Below are 13,913 nucleotides of genomic sequence, written 5' to 3'. Positions count from 1 at the left end.
CAAGCCGCATGACTCGACAAACCGGGAGACTTCTCCTGTTTTAATCCTGCGGCTTGCGCCAGATGACGCTGTAGCGCAACAGAAGGTGGCGGCGGTACTGGGAGCCGGGCAGGATCTCGGCGGCCAACGCGCGCATCTGCGCGTATGTCACCGGCGGCGGCCACACCGTGGGGGACGAATGCTTCCAGTTGCCCCTCACAGCGCGGTGGACGGAACCGACGACGACGCCGGCAAGGTCGCGTGGCAGATCGTTGGGCATGGTGCTACGTGCGAGTCCGACGATGGCCAGGACACCGCCGGGGCGCAGGAGATCCCGCATGCGGGCCAACCCGGTCGCAGCGTCCATGTGGTGCAAAGTGGCCACGGATGCGATGAGGTCGAATGAGGCGGGTTCGAAGGGATGAGTGAGGAAATCGCCGACGATGTAGTCGACGTCGTCCGGGTACTCGCGGGCTTGGTCGATGCTGGGTGCGTGGAGGTCGATGCCGGTGACGTGCGGCACGGCCTGCCGGAGCTCGCGGGCGAGCATGCCCTCGCCGCAGCCGACATCGAGGGCGTACTTGGCGCCATCGGGAACCGCGCCCAGAATGCGGGGGTGGTAGTGGATGTTGTGATTCCACCGCCTGCCGTTCTTCACTGTCATGTGATCATTCTGTCGGACATGCTACGTGCCCACAGGCACGGACGTGCATCTGTGCCCCTCCACAGCAAGATCACGACGAGGATGAGAACACCTTCTTACGTCGCCTCCACAGGCGTTCAGCTGGCGGAAGAACTCGCCGAACCCGAGCCGGGCAGGGTGACGACTCGAGCAGACAACGGCCGGGCGCGGTCGGCGTCGTAGCGGAACCCTCGAGCCGTGCTTGCGCTTGCGCCAGCCGGGCAAGCCGACCTGCCGGGCGAGTTCGGCCGTTCGCCGTTCAGGCCGGATCCGACCTCGGTGACGACTGCGGTGATGGTCAGCCCCATCCCGGTCGCGGCGGTGACGACGCGCCCCGCCTGCCGCTCGAGGTCCGCCTTCTGCTCAGCGCTCGAGACCCGGCGGTACGCCACGGCCCGCCCGTCCCTGCCGGCGGGCTGCTCGAGCACCAGGTACCGGCCGGTCGCGGTCTTGACGACCGGGACCGGCATGGTCCCATCTCGTGCCCACTTCCAGGCGGTCTGGTAATGGACGCCATTCCGCCGGGCCCATTCGGAGAGCTTCACATGTTGATCATCGCACCTGCGAACTGAGGAACGCTGATATTTCCGCAAGCAGCTGCAACCCCGCTGACGCACGGGGTCAGGCGCGGAGCGCGCCGATCAGGGCGTCGGCGGCGGCGAGTGCCGCGGCCTGGTCGACCCCCGCGCGGGAGACCAGGGAGAGGCCCTGGACGGTGAAGAGCAGGAGCTGCGCCTGGGCTTCCGGGGTGGCTGCCGTGGTGACCTCGCCCTCGGCCTGAGCGCGCCGCAGGGCGCCGGCGACGATCTCGATGAACCGCGCGTGCGCGCGGGCCACGACCTCGCGCGCCTCGTCGTCCTGCGGGACGAGTTCGGCGGTGGTGTTGCCGATCATGCATCCATGGGGGGCGTCGGGCGTGTCCTCCGGCGCGCCGGCCGGGGTCACGAGCACCTCGCGCAGCGCCGGCAGCACCGGCCCCTCCTGCAGTGCCGCGATCAGCCCGCGCTCGTAGGTGTCCCAGTAGAGCCGGACCGCGGCCAGGTAGAAGCTCCGCTTGTCGCCGAAGGCGCCGTACAGGCTGCCCCGCTCCAGGGAGAGTGCCTCGACGAGGTCCTGCACGGAGGTCGCTCCGTAGCCGCGGGACCAGAAGAGCATGAGCGCGCGCTCCAGGGCCTGGCTCTCGTCGAATGCGCGGGGGCGCCCGGTACGTGCCATGAGCACAGGCTATGACTTTTTGACCGCTTGCACAAAATGCCGTACGGTGACGTCTGTCCGACTTTTTGAACGAATGCACGGAAGTGTTGAGGAGAGTGATCTTCATGGGTCGCCTTGCCGGGAAGTACGCACTGATCACGGGAGGGACGAGCGGCATCGGGCTGGAGACGGCCCGCCAGTTCCTCGCCGAAGGAGCGGCCGTCGCGATCACGGGCCGCTCACAGAAGCGGCTGGAGGAGGCCGCCCGACAGTTGGACGGCCCGCTGCTGACCGTCGTCAGCGACGCCGGCGACGTGCCCGCCCAGGCGGCGCTCGCGGCGCGGCTGCGCGAGGAGTGGCCGCGGCTCGACATCGTGATGAGCAACGCCGCCGACGTCACCCATCTGCCGATCGAGGAGTGGACGGAAGACGCCTTCGACAGGCTCGTCGCCACCGACCTCAAGGGCCCGTTCTTCCTGATCAAGGCGCTGCTGCCGCTCCTGTCACGGCAGGCTTCGATCATCCTGGTCGGCTCGGTCTCCGCCTTCGTCGGGCACGAGAACGCGGCCGTCTACGGCGCCGCGAAGGCGGGCCTGCTGTCCTTCGCGCGCGGGCTGACGTACGAGCTGAAGGAACGCGGCGTCCGGGTCAACGGCCTGAGCCCCGGCCCCACCCTCACGGACACCTTCGCCTCGCTCGGGCCGGAACGGCAGGCCGCCATCTACGACGAGTTCCGCCGCGTCGTCCCCCTCCACCGCATCGGCACCACCACCGAGCTGGCCAAGGCCGCCGTCTACCTCGCCTCCGACGAGTCCGCCTACACCGCCGGCACCGTCCTCCGCGTCGACGGCGGCATCGGCGAGCTCGCCTACTGATCCCGCGTCGGTCAGGGCTGGGAGATCAGCCGGATGCGGACGCCGTTGTCGTACGGGATGACGATCGTCTGGTCGCGGCCCAGTCTCCACTGCGGGTTGACCAGGAAGAGCCGGCCGCCGGAGGCGAGGAGGAGGCGGAAGCCGCGGTAGCGGTGCTCGTGGCCGGGGTCCTTGCCGGTCGTGCGGAGCCGGGTGTGGGTGATGCCCGGAGGCACGTCGTGCAGGTCCTGCTTCACGTCGATGATCACCTCGGCGCGCTGGGGCAGCTCGGCGGCGTCCTGCTCGCCGAGGCCGATGCCGTACGCCCAGGCGACCGTGGTGGAGGCCCAGAACAGGCCGGCGACGGCCAGGCCCGCCACGCTCAGCACGCCGTTCCTCGCCGGCCGGGGTGACAGGAGCGGGCGGCCGCGGTTCCTGCCGTGGACGTGGATCCCGTACGCCAGCGCGGCCGGGCCGAACGCCAGCGCCAGGGGTGTCGTACCGATGACGACGCTGGTCTGGGCGTCCTGGAGGAACATGCCGATCAGCGCGCGAGCGACCAGCAGCACCCCGATCAGCGCGATGACGGCCGCCATGAAGGTGTTGAGCGGGTCGCCCGGGCGGCGGGCCAGTTGCCTCGATACGGCGGCGTGGACGGCGATGACCAGGAGCACGCCGAGGCACATCAGGGCCGCCGGCACGTACACGACCTCGAGGCCGTAGAGGAGCAGGCTCTGGTTGGACAGGTCCGCCATCTCCAGGGAGACGCCGAAGTAGTCGAAGCGGGCGCGGGTCGCCACATAGCCGAAGTAGACGAGCACCGCGGTGGCCAGCGTCGTGGGGCCCACGGCTTCGGCGAACTGCCGCATTCTCGTCGAGATCGGTTCCTGCCCGCCGTCCGCCGGCTGCTCGGACGCGGTCTGCGCGGCCGGCCGCCGAGGCGCGGTCTCCTCGGCCGGCTGTTCGGGCCCGGGCTCCGTCGCCCGCGCCGGCCGGTGGGAGGCCGGTTCTTCGCCTGTCGGCTGCGGTTTCCGTGCGTCCGCCTGTTCGACGTCGCTCGTCATCAGATATCTCCGTGGAAACCCGCGGTTTCGCTGGGCGTGGCCACACCCGTCGGGTCCGGGGTCTCCGTGATCTCCGGGGACGGTTCCGGGGAGGCGGTCGTGTCGGTGTCGTCGCCGATGTAGTAGTCGAACTGCGGGACGTTGTTCGCGGTCGCGCCCCTGATCTCCACCGGCCGCTGCTCTGTCGGCGGCGGGCCGGCCCAGTCCTGGACCTCGTCGCAGGGCGCATCCTCGACGTTGACGCACCTGTACCGGAAGTGGACGACGGCCTGGATGACGTACGGGCTGTCGGACGGCTCGCCCGTGATGACCGCGCCGGCGAGGCACTGGGAGCCGGCCCGCAGCGTGACGCCCTGGCACAGCGGGTCGCCGGTGGGTTCGCAGTGGCCGGGAGCCGAGCGGGCGGTGGCCCGGCCGGGGCCCGACCGCACCTCGAAGGAGACCGACTCGATCGTCGCGACGGTCGAGGTCTTGTTGATGATGGTGACGCAGCCGTCGTCACCGGTGGAGCCGTCCAGGCGCACGCCGTTCCAGCGGACGCTCCTGCGGTTGTTGCCCTGTGACTTCTCCTGGGACGTCGGCTCGCCGACGGGTGACTGCACCTCGCCAGGTCCGGCCTCGTCAGGTACGACTTCATCAGGTACGTCCTCATCAGGTCCGACCTCGTCAGGTCCGACCTCGTCGTCCACCGGCATGCTCACCCCGGCACCGGCCGGCGACCCTCCAGGGCCGCCGGTGGCGACGCCGACCAGCCAGACGACCCCGGCCGCCGCTAAGAGGCCGAGCACGCCGACCATGATGAGCACGCGCACTCGCGATGACGCCATGGCTCCCCCAGTGAACGTCGCCTACTGCTCCCGATCGAAGGATCGCTCGCCGGCGCGGGGGAACGCATGAGTACCCCCTACTCAAGTGAGGTGGCCGCGTAGATGAGGTCGCCCGAGCGTTCGAAGGGGACGGTCCGGCTAACTCGAAACGGGACTATATAGTCCAGTTCCTGAGCGCCACACCGGGGCAGGTTCGTCATGCGACTGCCGCTCGCGGGCAGCGGGAATAGACCGGGACGTCCGCTCGCTGCATGGGGACGACCGGGCCGGCCGATCAGGGACCCTGTTCTCCGGCGACACCGACGACTCTTAGGAGACGACATGACCACCGAAAAGGCGATTCTCGCCGGCGGCTGCTTCTGGGGCATGGAGGAGTTGTTCCGCCACCAGCCCGGCGTCGTGTCGACGCGCGTCGGCTACAGCGGCGGCGACGTTCCCCACGCCACCTACCGCAACCACGGCACCCACGCGGAGTCCATCGAGGTCGTCTACGACACCGACAAGACCGACTTCCGCACGCTGCTCGAGTTCTTCTTCCAGATCCACGACCCCACGACGAAGAACCGCCAGGGCAACGACATCGGCCTCAGCTACCGCTCGGCGATCTTCTACACCAACGACGAGCAGAAGCGGATCGCCGAGGACACGATCGCCGACGTCGACGCCTCGGGCCTGTGGCCGGGCAAGGTCGTCACCGAGGTCACCCCTGCGGGCGACTTCTGGGAGGCCGAGCCGGAGCACCAGGACTACCTGCAGAAGTACCCCAACGGCTACACCTGCCACTTCCCCCGTCCCGGGTGGAAGCTGCCGAAGCGGGCGTCGGCCTGACCTCATCGGTGCGCGGACCTCGCTCCGCGCACCGGAGCCCTGCCCTCGCCGTCACCCGGCGAGGAACGACTTCACGTGGTCGAGCGCCATGTCGAGGGCGACCTCCATGGGCTTGATGTCGTGCGCGGTCTCGGCCAGCAGATAGCCGCCCTGGAGGGCGGCCAGCAGACCCGTGGCGAGTTTCTCCGGGTCGGCCTCGGGCCTGAGCACGCCGTTGTCGCGCATCCGCCGCAGGCCGGCGGCGAGCAGCCCTTCCCATTCCGCGAACGAGGCGGCCAGTGTGGTGCGGGCCTGGTCGTCCTGGTCGGCCAGCTCGCTCGCCAGTGAGCCGAGCGCGCAGCCGTAGGCGCCGTTCTGCAGCGCGTTACGCTGCACCAGCGCGTTACGCCAGCGGACCAGGCCGTTGAACGACCTCAGCCGCTCCAAATTTCCGCGCTCCCGCTCCAGGACCTGCGCGGCGCGCGCCTCGACGACGGCGCGGACCAGCGCCTCCTTGTCGGGGAAGTGGTTGTAGAGCTGTGACTTGCTGGTGTTGCTCGCCGCCCGCCGACGGCCTGGCGATCGACTTCGTCGTCGTGTCCGACCCTGCCCAGCTGAGCGAGCTCGCCCAGCGCGTACGCGACGGACGGCTGCGCATGGCCATCGGCAACGTCGCAACGCTGAACGACGCCGTCGCCGCCCTCAACCCGACCGAGCACGTCAAGGGCAAGACCATCATCAGCGTCCACCCGTGAGAACCCGGCACCACGACCTCCTCGCCCGCAGCCGGGCACGCCGTGGTTCCGCGTGACGGCGGCGACCTCGACCGGCGCCTCGCAGGGCCGAGCATGCCACAGGGCACCCACGGGAGGGCCGGTCTTCATGGGCTTCTTCGGGCGCGGGGATGAGGGGCAGGGTGGCCGCCATGAGGACGGCGGTGAGCAGCAGTGCCGGCGGGTAGCCGGTGAGCGGGGCCAGGAGGCCGACGGCGAAGGCGCCCGCGGCCATGCCGCTGTCGTAGGCGGCGTTCCACAGGGCGCTGACGGTGCTGAACATCTCGGGGCGTACGCGGGCGTACATGACGGTCATGGTGGCGTTCTGCAGGACGCCGAATCCGGCGCCGAACACCGCCGCTCCGACCAGGACGCTCACGCTCGACGAGGTCAGCGACACGGCGGCCAGCCCGAAGGCGGACATCAGCAGCCCCGGCAGCAGCAGCCGTTCGCGCCCGCGGCGGTCGCCGGCGCGGCCACGCTGCTCACAGCAGAGCTGCCGCAGGCAGATCCAGGCGACTCCGCTCCGAAGGGCCGCACATGATGGACGCATGAGCGAAGAAGAGAAAGTTCCGCTGTTCGACCGGCGAATGCGACGTGAGCTTTACGAGCGGCGCATTCTCGTTCTCGATGGCCCGCTCGACGACGACAACGGCACTTTGCTGGCGACGCAGCTGATGGCACTCGCCACTCAGGAGCCGTCGGCCGACATCGCCTTGTGGATTCATTCCCCGGGCGGCTCGGTGCCCGCGATGCTGGCCATTCGCGACGTCATGCGTCTCATTCCCTGTGACGTTTCGACCCTCGTGCTCGGCATCGCCTACAGCGCCGGTCAGTTCCTGCTGTCGTCGGGGACCAAGGGCAAGCGCCGTGCCCTGCCGCACTCCCGCGTCCTGATGCACCAGGGCTCGGCGGGCATCGGGGGCACCGCCGTCGACATCGAGCTGCAGGCCAACGACCTGCGGCACACCCGCGACACGGTGCTCGGGCTCATCGCCGATGACACCGGCCAGCCCGTCGAACGCATCTTCGAGGATTCGCTGCACGACCGTTGGTACACCGCGCAGGAGGCGCGCGAATACGGGTTCATCGACGCGATCGTGCAGTCCTTTGACGAAATAGCCCCGCACGCTCGTCCGCGACCCGGATTCGGCGTGGCAGAAGGAGACGCCAAGTGAGTTCCTACACGATTCCGAACGTCATCGCGCAGAATCCCCGTGGCGAGCGGATCATGGACGTCTATTCGCATCTGCTCACCGAGCGCATTGTTTATCTCGGCACCGCGATCGACGCGGGCGTCGCCAATGCCCTCATCGCGCAGCTGATTTTCCTGGAGTCGGACAACCCCGACGGAGAAATCCAGTTCTACATCAACTGCGAGGGCGGGGATCCGAGCGCGATGCTCGCGATCTACGACACCATGCGCCACATCCGGCCGCGGGTCTCGACGACCTGCGTCGGGCAGGCGGTCGCGGTCGGCGCCGTCCTGCTCGCCGCGGGGGCCGAGGGGAAACGCGCCGCTCTCCCCCACGCCCGCGTGATCCTGCACCAGCCGGCCGCTCAGGGCCGCGGCACGATCCCCGACCTCATCCTGCAGGCCGACGAGGTCGTACGGGTGCGGGCCGACATCGAGCGCATCCTGTCACGGCACACCGGCCAGAGCATCGAGACCCTGCGCGCCGACACCGACCACGACCGCGTGTTCACCGCGGCCGCGGCCATGGAATATGGGCTCATCGACCAGATCATCGAGGAGCACCGCTAGGCCCGCGCTACGCGGCCAGGCAGACGGCGCCCTGCGACGTGCCGGGCTGAGCGGACCGCACGCGATCGGCGACGGCGAGCGTCAGATCGACCAGGGTCACATCGAGCGCGCCGGCGACCGCCGCGATCATCTCACTCGACGGCTCCTTGACGCCTCGTTCCATCTCGGAGAGATATTGCGGCGAGACCCCGGCGCGCCCCGCCGTGTCGCTCAGCTTCTCGCCCCGCTCCTGCCGCATGCTCCGCAGGCACTCGCCGAGCGCCTCCCGCCACAGCGGCTCGCGAGCAGCCGGGGCGGGCTTGAGCGCGGGGCGCTCGGCGGCGGGACGCAGCGGCGTGACGGAGGCTGACTGCTGGAAAGAGAAGGCCATACCCCACACGATAGGGAGACGACGGGCCGGCGTCCCGCCTGCTTCGCGCACAGCGGAACCAGCGGGTTACCGTGCAGCACGTGGCGCGGCTTCAGGTGTTCGAGGAGTTCGTGCGCCGGCTCAACGGGTCCGGCTCGCGCGCGGTCTCCGACGAGCGCTCATCGTGTACGAGGCTGGGACGCGGTTCCTTCGTAAGGGTCCATGAGTTCCTGATCGACGTGGTCGAGCGCCATGCGTACGGCGCCGTACGCGATGCTCTCCTCGCCGAACGTGGACGGCGCGACCTCGGGCGGGTTGAGGCACATGTCGGCCAGGTGCGCGCGCATGCGTCCCAGCAGGACCTCGCCGCCGCGGGCGAGCCCGCCGCCCACGACGACCAGTTCGGGGTCCACGGCGACCACGAGCACGGACGCGCCGCGCGCGAGCCCGCGGGCGAGCCTGTCCACCAGCGCGAGGGCCTGCGCGTCACCCGCCCGCGCCGCCTCGAAGAGCTCGTCCGCGTCCCGACCGGTCCCGGCGAGCACGGCGGACGCGTCCTCCGAGCCGGTGAGCGGCACCTTGCCCAGCTCGCCGGCGCTGCCGGTGCGGCCCGTGCGCAGGCGGCCGTCGAGCAGCAGCCCGTGGCCGGACCGGTAGCCGGTGAGCACGTAGACGACGTCGTCGACGTGGCGGGCGCTGCCCCGCCAGTGCTCGGCGACGGCGGCGAGGTTGGCGTCGTTCGCCGCGAAGCCGGGGCAGCCGAACCATCGCCCCACCTGCCCGGCGAGGTCGAGCCCCGTCCAGCCGGGGATGAGGGTCGAGACCGACACCCGGCCCGACCGGTCCACGACGCCCGAGGTGCCCGCCGTGGCCGCCCACACGTCCCCGCGCGCCAGCCCGGCGGCCTCGACGCAGGCGGTGGCGGCGCGCTCGGCCCGTGCGAGGCGTTCGGCGGCGGGCAGGTGTTCGTCGGTGTCGAGCCGGTGTTCGCCGATCACGTCGCCGTTGAGGTCGGCCAGCATGGCGAGTATGCGGCGCGGCCCCACGTCGAGGCCGACGACGTGACCTGCCTCCGCCCTGAACGCGAAGCGCCGGGCCGGCCGTCCCGTGCCGCCCTCGGCCGGCGCGACCTCCCGCGCGAGCCCGCGCGCGGTCAGGTCGGCGAGCGCCACCTCGGCGGTCTGCCGCGACAGCCCGGCGGCCCGCGCGAGCCGGGTCAGTGTCTGCGGCCCGCCCCTGCGCAGGGCGTGCAGGGTGGCGCGGGTGTTGAGGCGGCGCAGCAGAGCAGTGTCATGAGTTGTCATAAGGCCCCTTGACGATAGGACTGGGGCAACTCTAGCTTTATGTCGCGTCTTTACATAACTGGAGCTGAGAGCATGCCGCACATTGAGCTGGCCCTGGTCGGGGCGGGCGACCGGGGGACGAAGTACACGAGGTACGCGACGATGGACGGCCGTGCCAGGCTCACCGCCGTGGCGGAGCCCGATCCGCGGCGCAGGGACGCGCTGCTCGCCGAGCACCCGGACGCCCTGTCGTTCGGCGACTGGCGGGAGCTCGCCGGGCGGCCCAGGCTCGCGGACGCCGTGGTGATCGCGACGCTGGACGCCGACCACGTGGAGCCGGCGGTGCGCTTCGCCGAGCTGGGCTACCACGTCCTGCTGGAGAAGCCGATGGCCATCGACCTGGAGGACTGCCGGCGGATCGTCGCGGCGGCCGAGCGTTCCGGCGTGATGTTCGCGGTCTGTCACGTGCTGCGCTACACCACCTACACGCGGCAGGTGAAGGACGTGCTCGACAGCGGGCGGCTCGGGGAGATCGTCACCATCGAGCACCTGGAGCCCGTCGGCTGGTGGCACCACGCCCACTCCTACGTGCGGGGCAACTGGCGCCGTACGGACGAGGCCACGTTCATGCTGCTCGCCAAGTCGTGCCACGACCTCGACTGGCTGACGTACGTGATGGGCCGCCGCGTCATGCGGGTGTCGTCGTTCGGCGGCCTGAAGCACTTCACGGCCGGAAACCGGCCTGCGGGCGCCGCCGACCGCTGCCTCGACTGCGCCGTCGCGGCCACATGCCCCTACGACGCCGAACGCATCTACTCGCCGTACGTGGGCGAGCAGCGCTGGCCGTTGTCCGTGCTGACCGAGGACACGTCGGAGGCGGGCCTGCTGCGCGCGCTGCGCGAGGGCCCGTACGGCAGGTGCGTGTACGCCTGCGACAACGACGTGGTGGACCACCAGGTGGTGAACCTGGACTTCGACGGCGGAGCGACGGCCTCGTTCACCATGACCGCCTTCTCACCGGCGGCCTTGCGCAAGACCCGCATCTTCGGCACGCACGGCTACCTGGAGGGCGACGGCGCCCGGCTCACCGTGACCGACTTCGTGACGGGACAGGTCGAGGTCATCGACACGAACCCGCCCGCCGACGGCCACGGCGGCGGCGACCAGGGCCTGATCGCCGCCTTCCTGGACGCCCTCGACCGGAACGACCCGGCCGCGATCCTCTCGGACCCGAGGGAGAGCCTGCACAGCCACGAGATCGCGTGGGCGGCGGAGGAATCCCGCCTCACCGGCACCGTCGTCTCCCTGTAGAAGGCCGCCGGCGCTACGGGACGGTCATGCGCCCAGGCCCGCGGGTGATGTCACCTCTGTGGCTCCCGTCGGAAGGTGACGTTCGCGCTGTAGCCGAACCCGCCGCCCCTGACGGTGTTGGCGTAGACGGCGACGTCGCTGACCGGCAGCTGGGCGTTGGTGGCGTTCACGCCGACCGCGGGCCTGGTCGACCCGTCGACCAGCGTGATGTCGTTGCCCATGATGTCGATCGTCTCGTTCGGATTCGGGCTGATCGACTTCACGTAGACGCCGCCCCAGCACTGTCTGATCGTGTTCTCCCGGATGACGACCCGGGAGGTGTTCATCGGCCCGATCGCGTCCCACTTGGCGTGCTCGATCAGGTTGCGTTCGATCCACACGTCGCTGTGCACGGCGCCGGGGGCGCCGGTGTGCGAGCCGGTGAGCTTGCCCCATCCGGGAAAGTCCGGCGATGGACCGCAGTAGTTGCCGATGATCCGGGTGTCGGTGGTCGGTGTGTTGTCGGCGACCCCGCCCCAGGTGGTGCCGGCGGTCGGCAGGTCGAGCTGGACCGCCTCACCGTGCCACAGCCCGGCCGTCGGCGCCTCGATCCAGCCTTCGAACCGGCACTCGCTGACGGTCGCCGTACGGACGGCGTTCAGCTCGACTCCGTGCCACCACTTGACGTTGCGTACGGTGACTCCGGACAGTTCGACGTGGTGGGTGTGCTCGAAGGTGATCGCGTTCATCGGCGGCGCGGCCGTCGCCTTGGCGCGATCATCCCCGGTCGCGTTCCGGATGAAGTGCGCCGTCGGGTCCCAGATGCCGCCCTCGATCCGGATGTTGCCGGGCGCCTGGTGGCCGGTGCAGTCGGCGGGCACGTGATTGAGCAGCAACGTCGCCTCGCGCGAGTTCACCGCCGCGACGCTGACGAACTCGTCGGGGTAGACCGGCTCCGGCGAGTGCTGGTTGGCGTCCTTGCGGTACGTCTGAGGCTTGACCGCGATGTCGGAGGTGAAGGTCGCCCCGTCCGCCCGGAGGGTGGTGTTCCCGCCGATCACCAGGGGCCGCTTCAGCACGTGGACGCCCTGCGGGGCCACCACGACGCAGCGCCCGCCGGCGTCGCGTTGCAGGCTCTGGTCGCCGCGTGCGGCGAGGTCGAGGAGCCGGCGCAGTTCGCGGACGGCGGCCGACTCGCCCGTGGCCGGCGGGTTCGGTCCGCGCGCACTCGTCGCGGCTTGCGCGGTGCCGGTGGTCGTCGCCACCGCGGCGCCGCCGATTAATCCGGCCGCGATGGCGGCTCTGCGGCTCATGGTCATGTCGTCTCCTTCTCTGAGAGGGGAGGTCAGCTCCCCTTCAGCTGCTCCTGGAACTCTCGTCGGATCTGATCTCCGCCCTGGCCGCGCCAGGCCTGGCGGTACTTCTCGATGTCGCTCAGCGGCCGGGAGCCGACCACGATCTGGTTGATGTAGGTGGCGAAGAGCTGGTCGAGCTGGGCGCCGCGCGCGTCGTTGGTGTCCGATTGCAGCCCTTCGACCGGGCTGGCGACCGCCTGCCGGACCATCTGGGAGTTGGTCTCCACGCAGTCCTTCGCGGTCGGGAAGATCCAGCTCTGCGGCGTGAGCCCGTAGGCGATGGCGCCCTTGTCCGCGTCGAGGTTGGTGCCCTCGACCTGGACCGGCTCGCCGTCGGAGCCGCGGGTGAAGTACTCGCCGTCGGCGCCCCAGCCCTGGTAGTACCACTCCTCGCTGCCCACGGGCCCGCGCCGCCAGTTGAACAGCCGGAGGATCTCGGCCAGCCGTTCCTTGTCCTTGGCTGCCGCGGCCGAGATCGCGTTGATGCCGTAGACGCCCGCCGTCTTCTTGAAGACCGCCTTGCTCGTCCCGTCATGGCCTGGCGGGATGAACGCGGCGAAGGCGCCGTCCAGCTCGGCGACGACCTTGCCGTACTGGGAGTTCGGGCGGTGGAAGTTCGCCGCCGAGTCCACCGCCATGCCGACCTGACCCTGCACCACGAAGGCCCGGTAACGGTCGGTCTGGCTGCCCAGCGCCAGCGCGTCGGGATGCATGCCGCCGCTCTTCCACAGCTTGACCAGCCAGGCGATCGCGGCCTCGAACTGCGGGGTCTCGATGGCGTGGGTGAGCTTGCCGCCTTCGTACGTCCAGGTGTTCGGCACGCCGAACATGGCGTAGGCCAGGTCGAGTGCCATTCCGGGGAACGCGGTCAGCCCCCAGGTCTTCTTGGACCCTTCGGGTTTCCCCTTGGTCATGGCGACCAGCAGTTCGGCCGTCTCGTCGGCGTCGGCCGGCGGCTCGGCGAAGCCGAGTTTCTCCGCCCAGTCCTTGCGGTAGCGGAATTCGAGCAGCTCGGCGGGCACGTCGATGGGGACGCCGACGAGACGGCCGTTGATGGTGCAGGCCCGCCACTGCTCGGTGCGGACATTGGCCAGGTTGGGGTACTCCAGCACCTTGTCGCCGGACAGGGTTTCGCTCAGATCGGCGAACGCGCCCTGTTTGATGGCCTTCAGACAGCCCGCGGTGAAGGTCAGCTGGACGACTTCAGGAAGGTCGCCCCCGGCCAGCATGGTCGCGAACTTCGCGTCGTAGTTGCCGGCCGACACCTCCGTCACCTTGAACTCGACGCCGAGACGTTCGTTGAGTCCTCGCCACCACGGGTTGTCGGCGAGCGGGGTCGCCGGTGGACCCCAGGTCAGGTGGAAGTGCCGGACGGTGCCGCCACGGCCCGGCGTGCCGGCGACGGTCTTGGTCAGCTTTTTCGGCATCGACGGATAGGCCGTGGGGACACCGGGCACCTCGGGCACGATGGCCCCCGGGTAGACCGGCGGTGCGACGTACGTCGGCGGCGGCACCGCGGCCTTCTTCGTTCCGGACGGCTTCGCGCCGCCGGATCCGCAGCCGGCCAGGGCCGCCCCGGCGGCGCCGAGCCCGAGCCCGAGTACGGCGCGCCGGCTCATGCTGGGGACACCCGCTCCGGAGCGGCGGTAGGGAAGGTTCGAGGGCATGCTGAACTCCTCAGGGGACACGGG

Annotated in this window: 17 protein-coding genes; 6 read left to right on the top strand and 11 right to left on the bottom strand. The window is 70.2% G+C overall.

Annotation, left to right across the window (positions count from 1 at the left end; all coding sequences use genetic code 11):
* Positions 1-40: 40 nt before the first annotated feature.
* The 3 genes from ABZW11_RS31990 to ABZW11_RS31980 all read right to left on the bottom strand — a co-directional run bounded on the left by ABZW11_RS31990 (position 41) and on the right by ABZW11_RS31980 (position 1,876).
* A complete protein-coding gene (locus ABZW11_RS31990; protein WP_355425186.1) occupies positions 41-643 on the bottom strand; it encodes a methyltransferase domain-containing protein in 603 nt (200 codons plus the stop codon).
* 116 nt (positions 644-759) lie between these two features.
* Positions 760-1,206, bottom strand: a complete 447-nt coding sequence (locus ABZW11_RS31985) for a recombinase family protein (protein ID WP_355425183.1) — start codon at positions 1,204-1,206, stop codon at positions 760-762.
* A 76-nt stretch (positions 1,207-1,282) separates the two neighbouring features.
* Positions 1,283-1,876, bottom strand: coding sequence for a TetR/AcrR family transcriptional regulator (locus ABZW11_RS31980; protein ID WP_355425180.1), 594 nt, complete (start codon positions 1,874-1,876; stop codon positions 1,283-1,285).
* A gap of 104 nt (positions 1,877-1,980) precedes the next feature.
* On the opposite strand from ABZW11_RS31980, the gene ABZW11_RS31975 reads away from it, so the two are divergent.
* Complete coding sequence (locus ABZW11_RS31975) at positions 1,981-2,730, top strand: SDR family oxidoreductase (protein ID WP_355425177.1); 750 nt, start codon at positions 1,981-1,983, stop codon at positions 2,728-2,730.
* Positions 2,731-2,741: 11 nt separating this feature from the next.
* Here ABZW11_RS31975 and ABZW11_RS31970 read toward each other — a convergent pair whose 3' ends face one another.
* Positions 2,742-3,773 (bottom strand): hypothetical protein, encoded by a 1,032-nt coding sequence (locus ABZW11_RS31970; RefSeq protein WP_355425174.1) that lies wholly within the window; start codon positions 3,771-3,773, stop codon positions 2,742-2,744.
* Positions 3,773-4,600, bottom strand: coding sequence for a hypothetical protein (locus tag ABZW11_RS31965; RefSeq protein ID WP_355425171.1), 828 nt, complete (start codon positions 4,598-4,600; stop codon positions 3,773-3,775). Before ABZW11_RS31965 ends, ABZW11_RS31970 begins: the two co-directional genes overlap by 1 nt.
* A 321-nt stretch (positions 4,601-4,921) precedes the next feature.
* On the opposite strand from ABZW11_RS31965, the gene msrA reads away from it, so the two are divergent.
* Positions 4,922-5,428, top strand: coding sequence for a peptide-methionine (S)-S-oxide reductase MsrA (gene msrA, locus ABZW11_RS31960; RefSeq protein WP_355425169.1), 507 nt, complete (start codon positions 4,922-4,924; stop codon positions 5,426-5,428).
* 51 nt (positions 5,429-5,479) lie between these two features.
* Here msrA and ABZW11_RS31955 read toward each other — a convergent pair whose 3' ends face one another.
* Positions 5,480-5,854 (bottom strand): TetR family transcriptional regulator C-terminal domain-containing protein, encoded by a 375-nt coding sequence (locus ABZW11_RS31955; protein ID WP_355425166.1) that lies wholly within the window; start codon positions 5,852-5,854, stop codon positions 5,480-5,482.
* Between the two features lie 92 nt (positions 5,855-5,946).
* Between ABZW11_RS31955 and ABZW11_RS31950 the strand changes: the two genes are divergently transcribed.
* Complete coding sequence (locus tag ABZW11_RS31950) at positions 5,947-6,162, top strand: hypothetical protein (protein WP_355425163.1); 216 nt, start codon at positions 5,947-5,949, stop codon at positions 6,160-6,162.
* Here the strand turns inward: ABZW11_RS31950 and ABZW11_RS31945 are convergent.
* Positions 6,146-6,733: an MFS transporter gene (locus ABZW11_RS31945; protein WP_355425160.1), complete on the bottom strand. Its 588-nt coding sequence runs from the start codon at positions 6,731-6,733 to the stop codon at positions 6,146-6,148. The genes ABZW11_RS31950 and ABZW11_RS31945 overlap by 17 nt on opposite strands.
* On the opposite strand from ABZW11_RS31945, the gene ABZW11_RS31940 reads away from it, so the two are divergent.
* Positions 6,732-7,358, top strand: coding sequence for an ATP-dependent Clp protease proteolytic subunit (locus ABZW11_RS31940; RefSeq protein WP_355425157.1), 627 nt, complete (start codon positions 6,732-6,734; stop codon positions 7,356-7,358). The genes ABZW11_RS31945 and ABZW11_RS31940 overlap by 2 nt on opposite strands.
* A complete protein-coding gene (locus tag ABZW11_RS31935) occupies positions 7,355-7,945 on the top strand; it encodes an ATP-dependent Clp protease proteolytic subunit (protein WP_355425154.1) in 591 nt (196 codons plus the stop codon). The genes ABZW11_RS31940 and ABZW11_RS31935 overlap by 4 nt, the downstream gene beginning before the upstream one ends.
* Positions 7,946-7,952: 7 nt before the next feature.
* Here the strand turns inward: ABZW11_RS31935 and ABZW11_RS31930 are convergent, their stop codons facing one another.
* Together ABZW11_RS31930 and ABZW11_RS31925 are read right to left on the bottom strand one after the other, a co-directional pair.
* On the bottom strand, positions 7,953-8,315 hold the full coding sequence (locus ABZW11_RS31930; protein ID WP_355425151.1) for a helix-turn-helix transcriptional regulator: 363 nt from the start codon (positions 8,313-8,315) through the stop codon (positions 7,953-7,955).
* Between the two features lie 158 nt (positions 8,316-8,473).
* A complete protein-coding gene (locus tag ABZW11_RS31925) occupies positions 8,474-9,598 on the bottom strand; it encodes an ROK family protein (protein ID WP_355425148.1) in 1,125 nt (374 codons plus the stop codon).
* A 72-nt stretch (positions 9,599-9,670) separates the two neighbouring features.
* Here ABZW11_RS31925 and ABZW11_RS31920 point away from each other — a divergent pair, with 72 nt between their 5' ends.
* Positions 9,671-10,888, top strand: a complete 1,218-nt coding sequence (locus tag ABZW11_RS31920; RefSeq protein WP_355425145.1) for a Gfo/Idh/MocA family oxidoreductase — start codon at positions 9,671-9,673, stop codon at positions 10,886-10,888.
* A 50-nt stretch (positions 10,889-10,938) separates the two neighbouring features.
* On the opposite strand, the gene ABZW11_RS31915 is transcribed toward ABZW11_RS31920, so the two are convergent.
* Complete coding sequence (locus tag ABZW11_RS31915; RefSeq protein WP_355425142.1) at positions 10,939-12,186, bottom strand: hypothetical protein; 1,248 nt, start codon at positions 12,184-12,186, stop codon at positions 10,939-10,941.
* Positions 12,187-12,212: 26 nt separating this feature from the next.
* Positions 12,213-13,889, bottom strand: a complete 1,677-nt coding sequence (locus ABZW11_RS31910; protein WP_355425139.1) for an extracellular solute-binding protein — start codon at positions 13,887-13,889, stop codon at positions 12,213-12,215.
* Positions 13,890-13,913: the final 24 nt, after the last annotated feature.

Origin of the sequence: Nonomuraea sp. NPDC004580, from assembly GCF_040609855.1 — a bacterium.
Lineage (GTDB): Bacteria > Actinomycetota > Actinomycetes > Streptosporangiales > Streptosporangiaceae > Nonomuraea > Nonomuraea salmonea.
This window is presented reverse-complemented; position numbering and strand designations above follow the sequence as displayed.

What these genes read in the sequence shown, in the direction of transcription:
- ABZW11_RS31990 (WP_355425186.1), bottom strand. Translation starts at nt 643, where the DNA reads ATGACAGTGAAGAACGGCAGGCGGTGGAATCACAACATCCACTACCAC.
- ABZW11_RS31980 (WP_355425180.1), bottom strand. Translation starts at nt 1,876, where the DNA reads ATGGCACGTACCGGGCGCCCCCGCGCATTCGACGAGAGCCAGGCCCTG.
- ABZW11_RS31975 (WP_355425177.1), top strand. Translation starts at nt 1,981, where the DNA reads ATGGGTCGCCTTGCCGGGAAGTACGCACTGATCACGGGAGGGACGAGC.
- ABZW11_RS31970 (WP_355425174.1), bottom strand. Translation starts at nt 3,773, where the DNA reads ATGACGAGCGACGTCGAACAGGCGGACGCACGGAAACCGCAGCCGACA.
- ABZW11_RS31965 (WP_355425171.1), bottom strand. Translation starts at nt 4,600, where the DNA reads ATGGCGTCATCGCGAGTGCGCGTGCTCATCATGGTCGGCGTGCTCGGC.
- msrA (WP_355425169.1), top strand. Translation starts at nt 4,922, where the DNA reads ATGACCACCGAAAAGGCGATTCTCGCCGGCGGCTGCTTCTGGGGCATG.
- ABZW11_RS31940 (WP_355425157.1), top strand. Translation starts at nt 6,732, where the DNA reads ATGAGCGAAGAAGAGAAAGTTCCGCTGTTCGACCGGCGAATGCGACGT.
- ABZW11_RS31945 (WP_355425160.1), bottom strand. Translation starts at nt 6,733, where the DNA reads ATGCGTCCATCATGTGCGGCCCTTCGGAGCGGAGTCGCCTGGATCTGC.
- ABZW11_RS31930 (WP_355425151.1), bottom strand. Translation starts at nt 8,315, where the DNA reads ATGGCCTTCTCTTTCCAGCAGTCAGCCTCCGTCACGCCGCTGCGTCCC.
- ABZW11_RS31925 (WP_355425148.1), bottom strand. Translation starts at nt 9,598, where the DNA reads ATGACAACTCATGACACTGCTCTGCTGCGCCGCCTCAACACCCGCGCC.
- ABZW11_RS31920 (WP_355425145.1), top strand. Translation starts at nt 9,671, where the DNA reads ATGCCGCACATTGAGCTGGCCCTGGTCGGGGCGGGCGACCGGGGGACG.
- ABZW11_RS31915 (WP_355425142.1), bottom strand. Translation starts at nt 12,186, where the DNA reads ATGACCATGAGCCGCAGAGCCGCCATCGCGGCCGGATTAATCGGCGGC.
- ABZW11_RS31910 (WP_355425139.1), bottom strand. Translation starts at nt 13,889, where the DNA reads ATGCCCTCGAACCTTCCCTACCGCCGCTCCGGAGCGGGTGTCCCCAGC.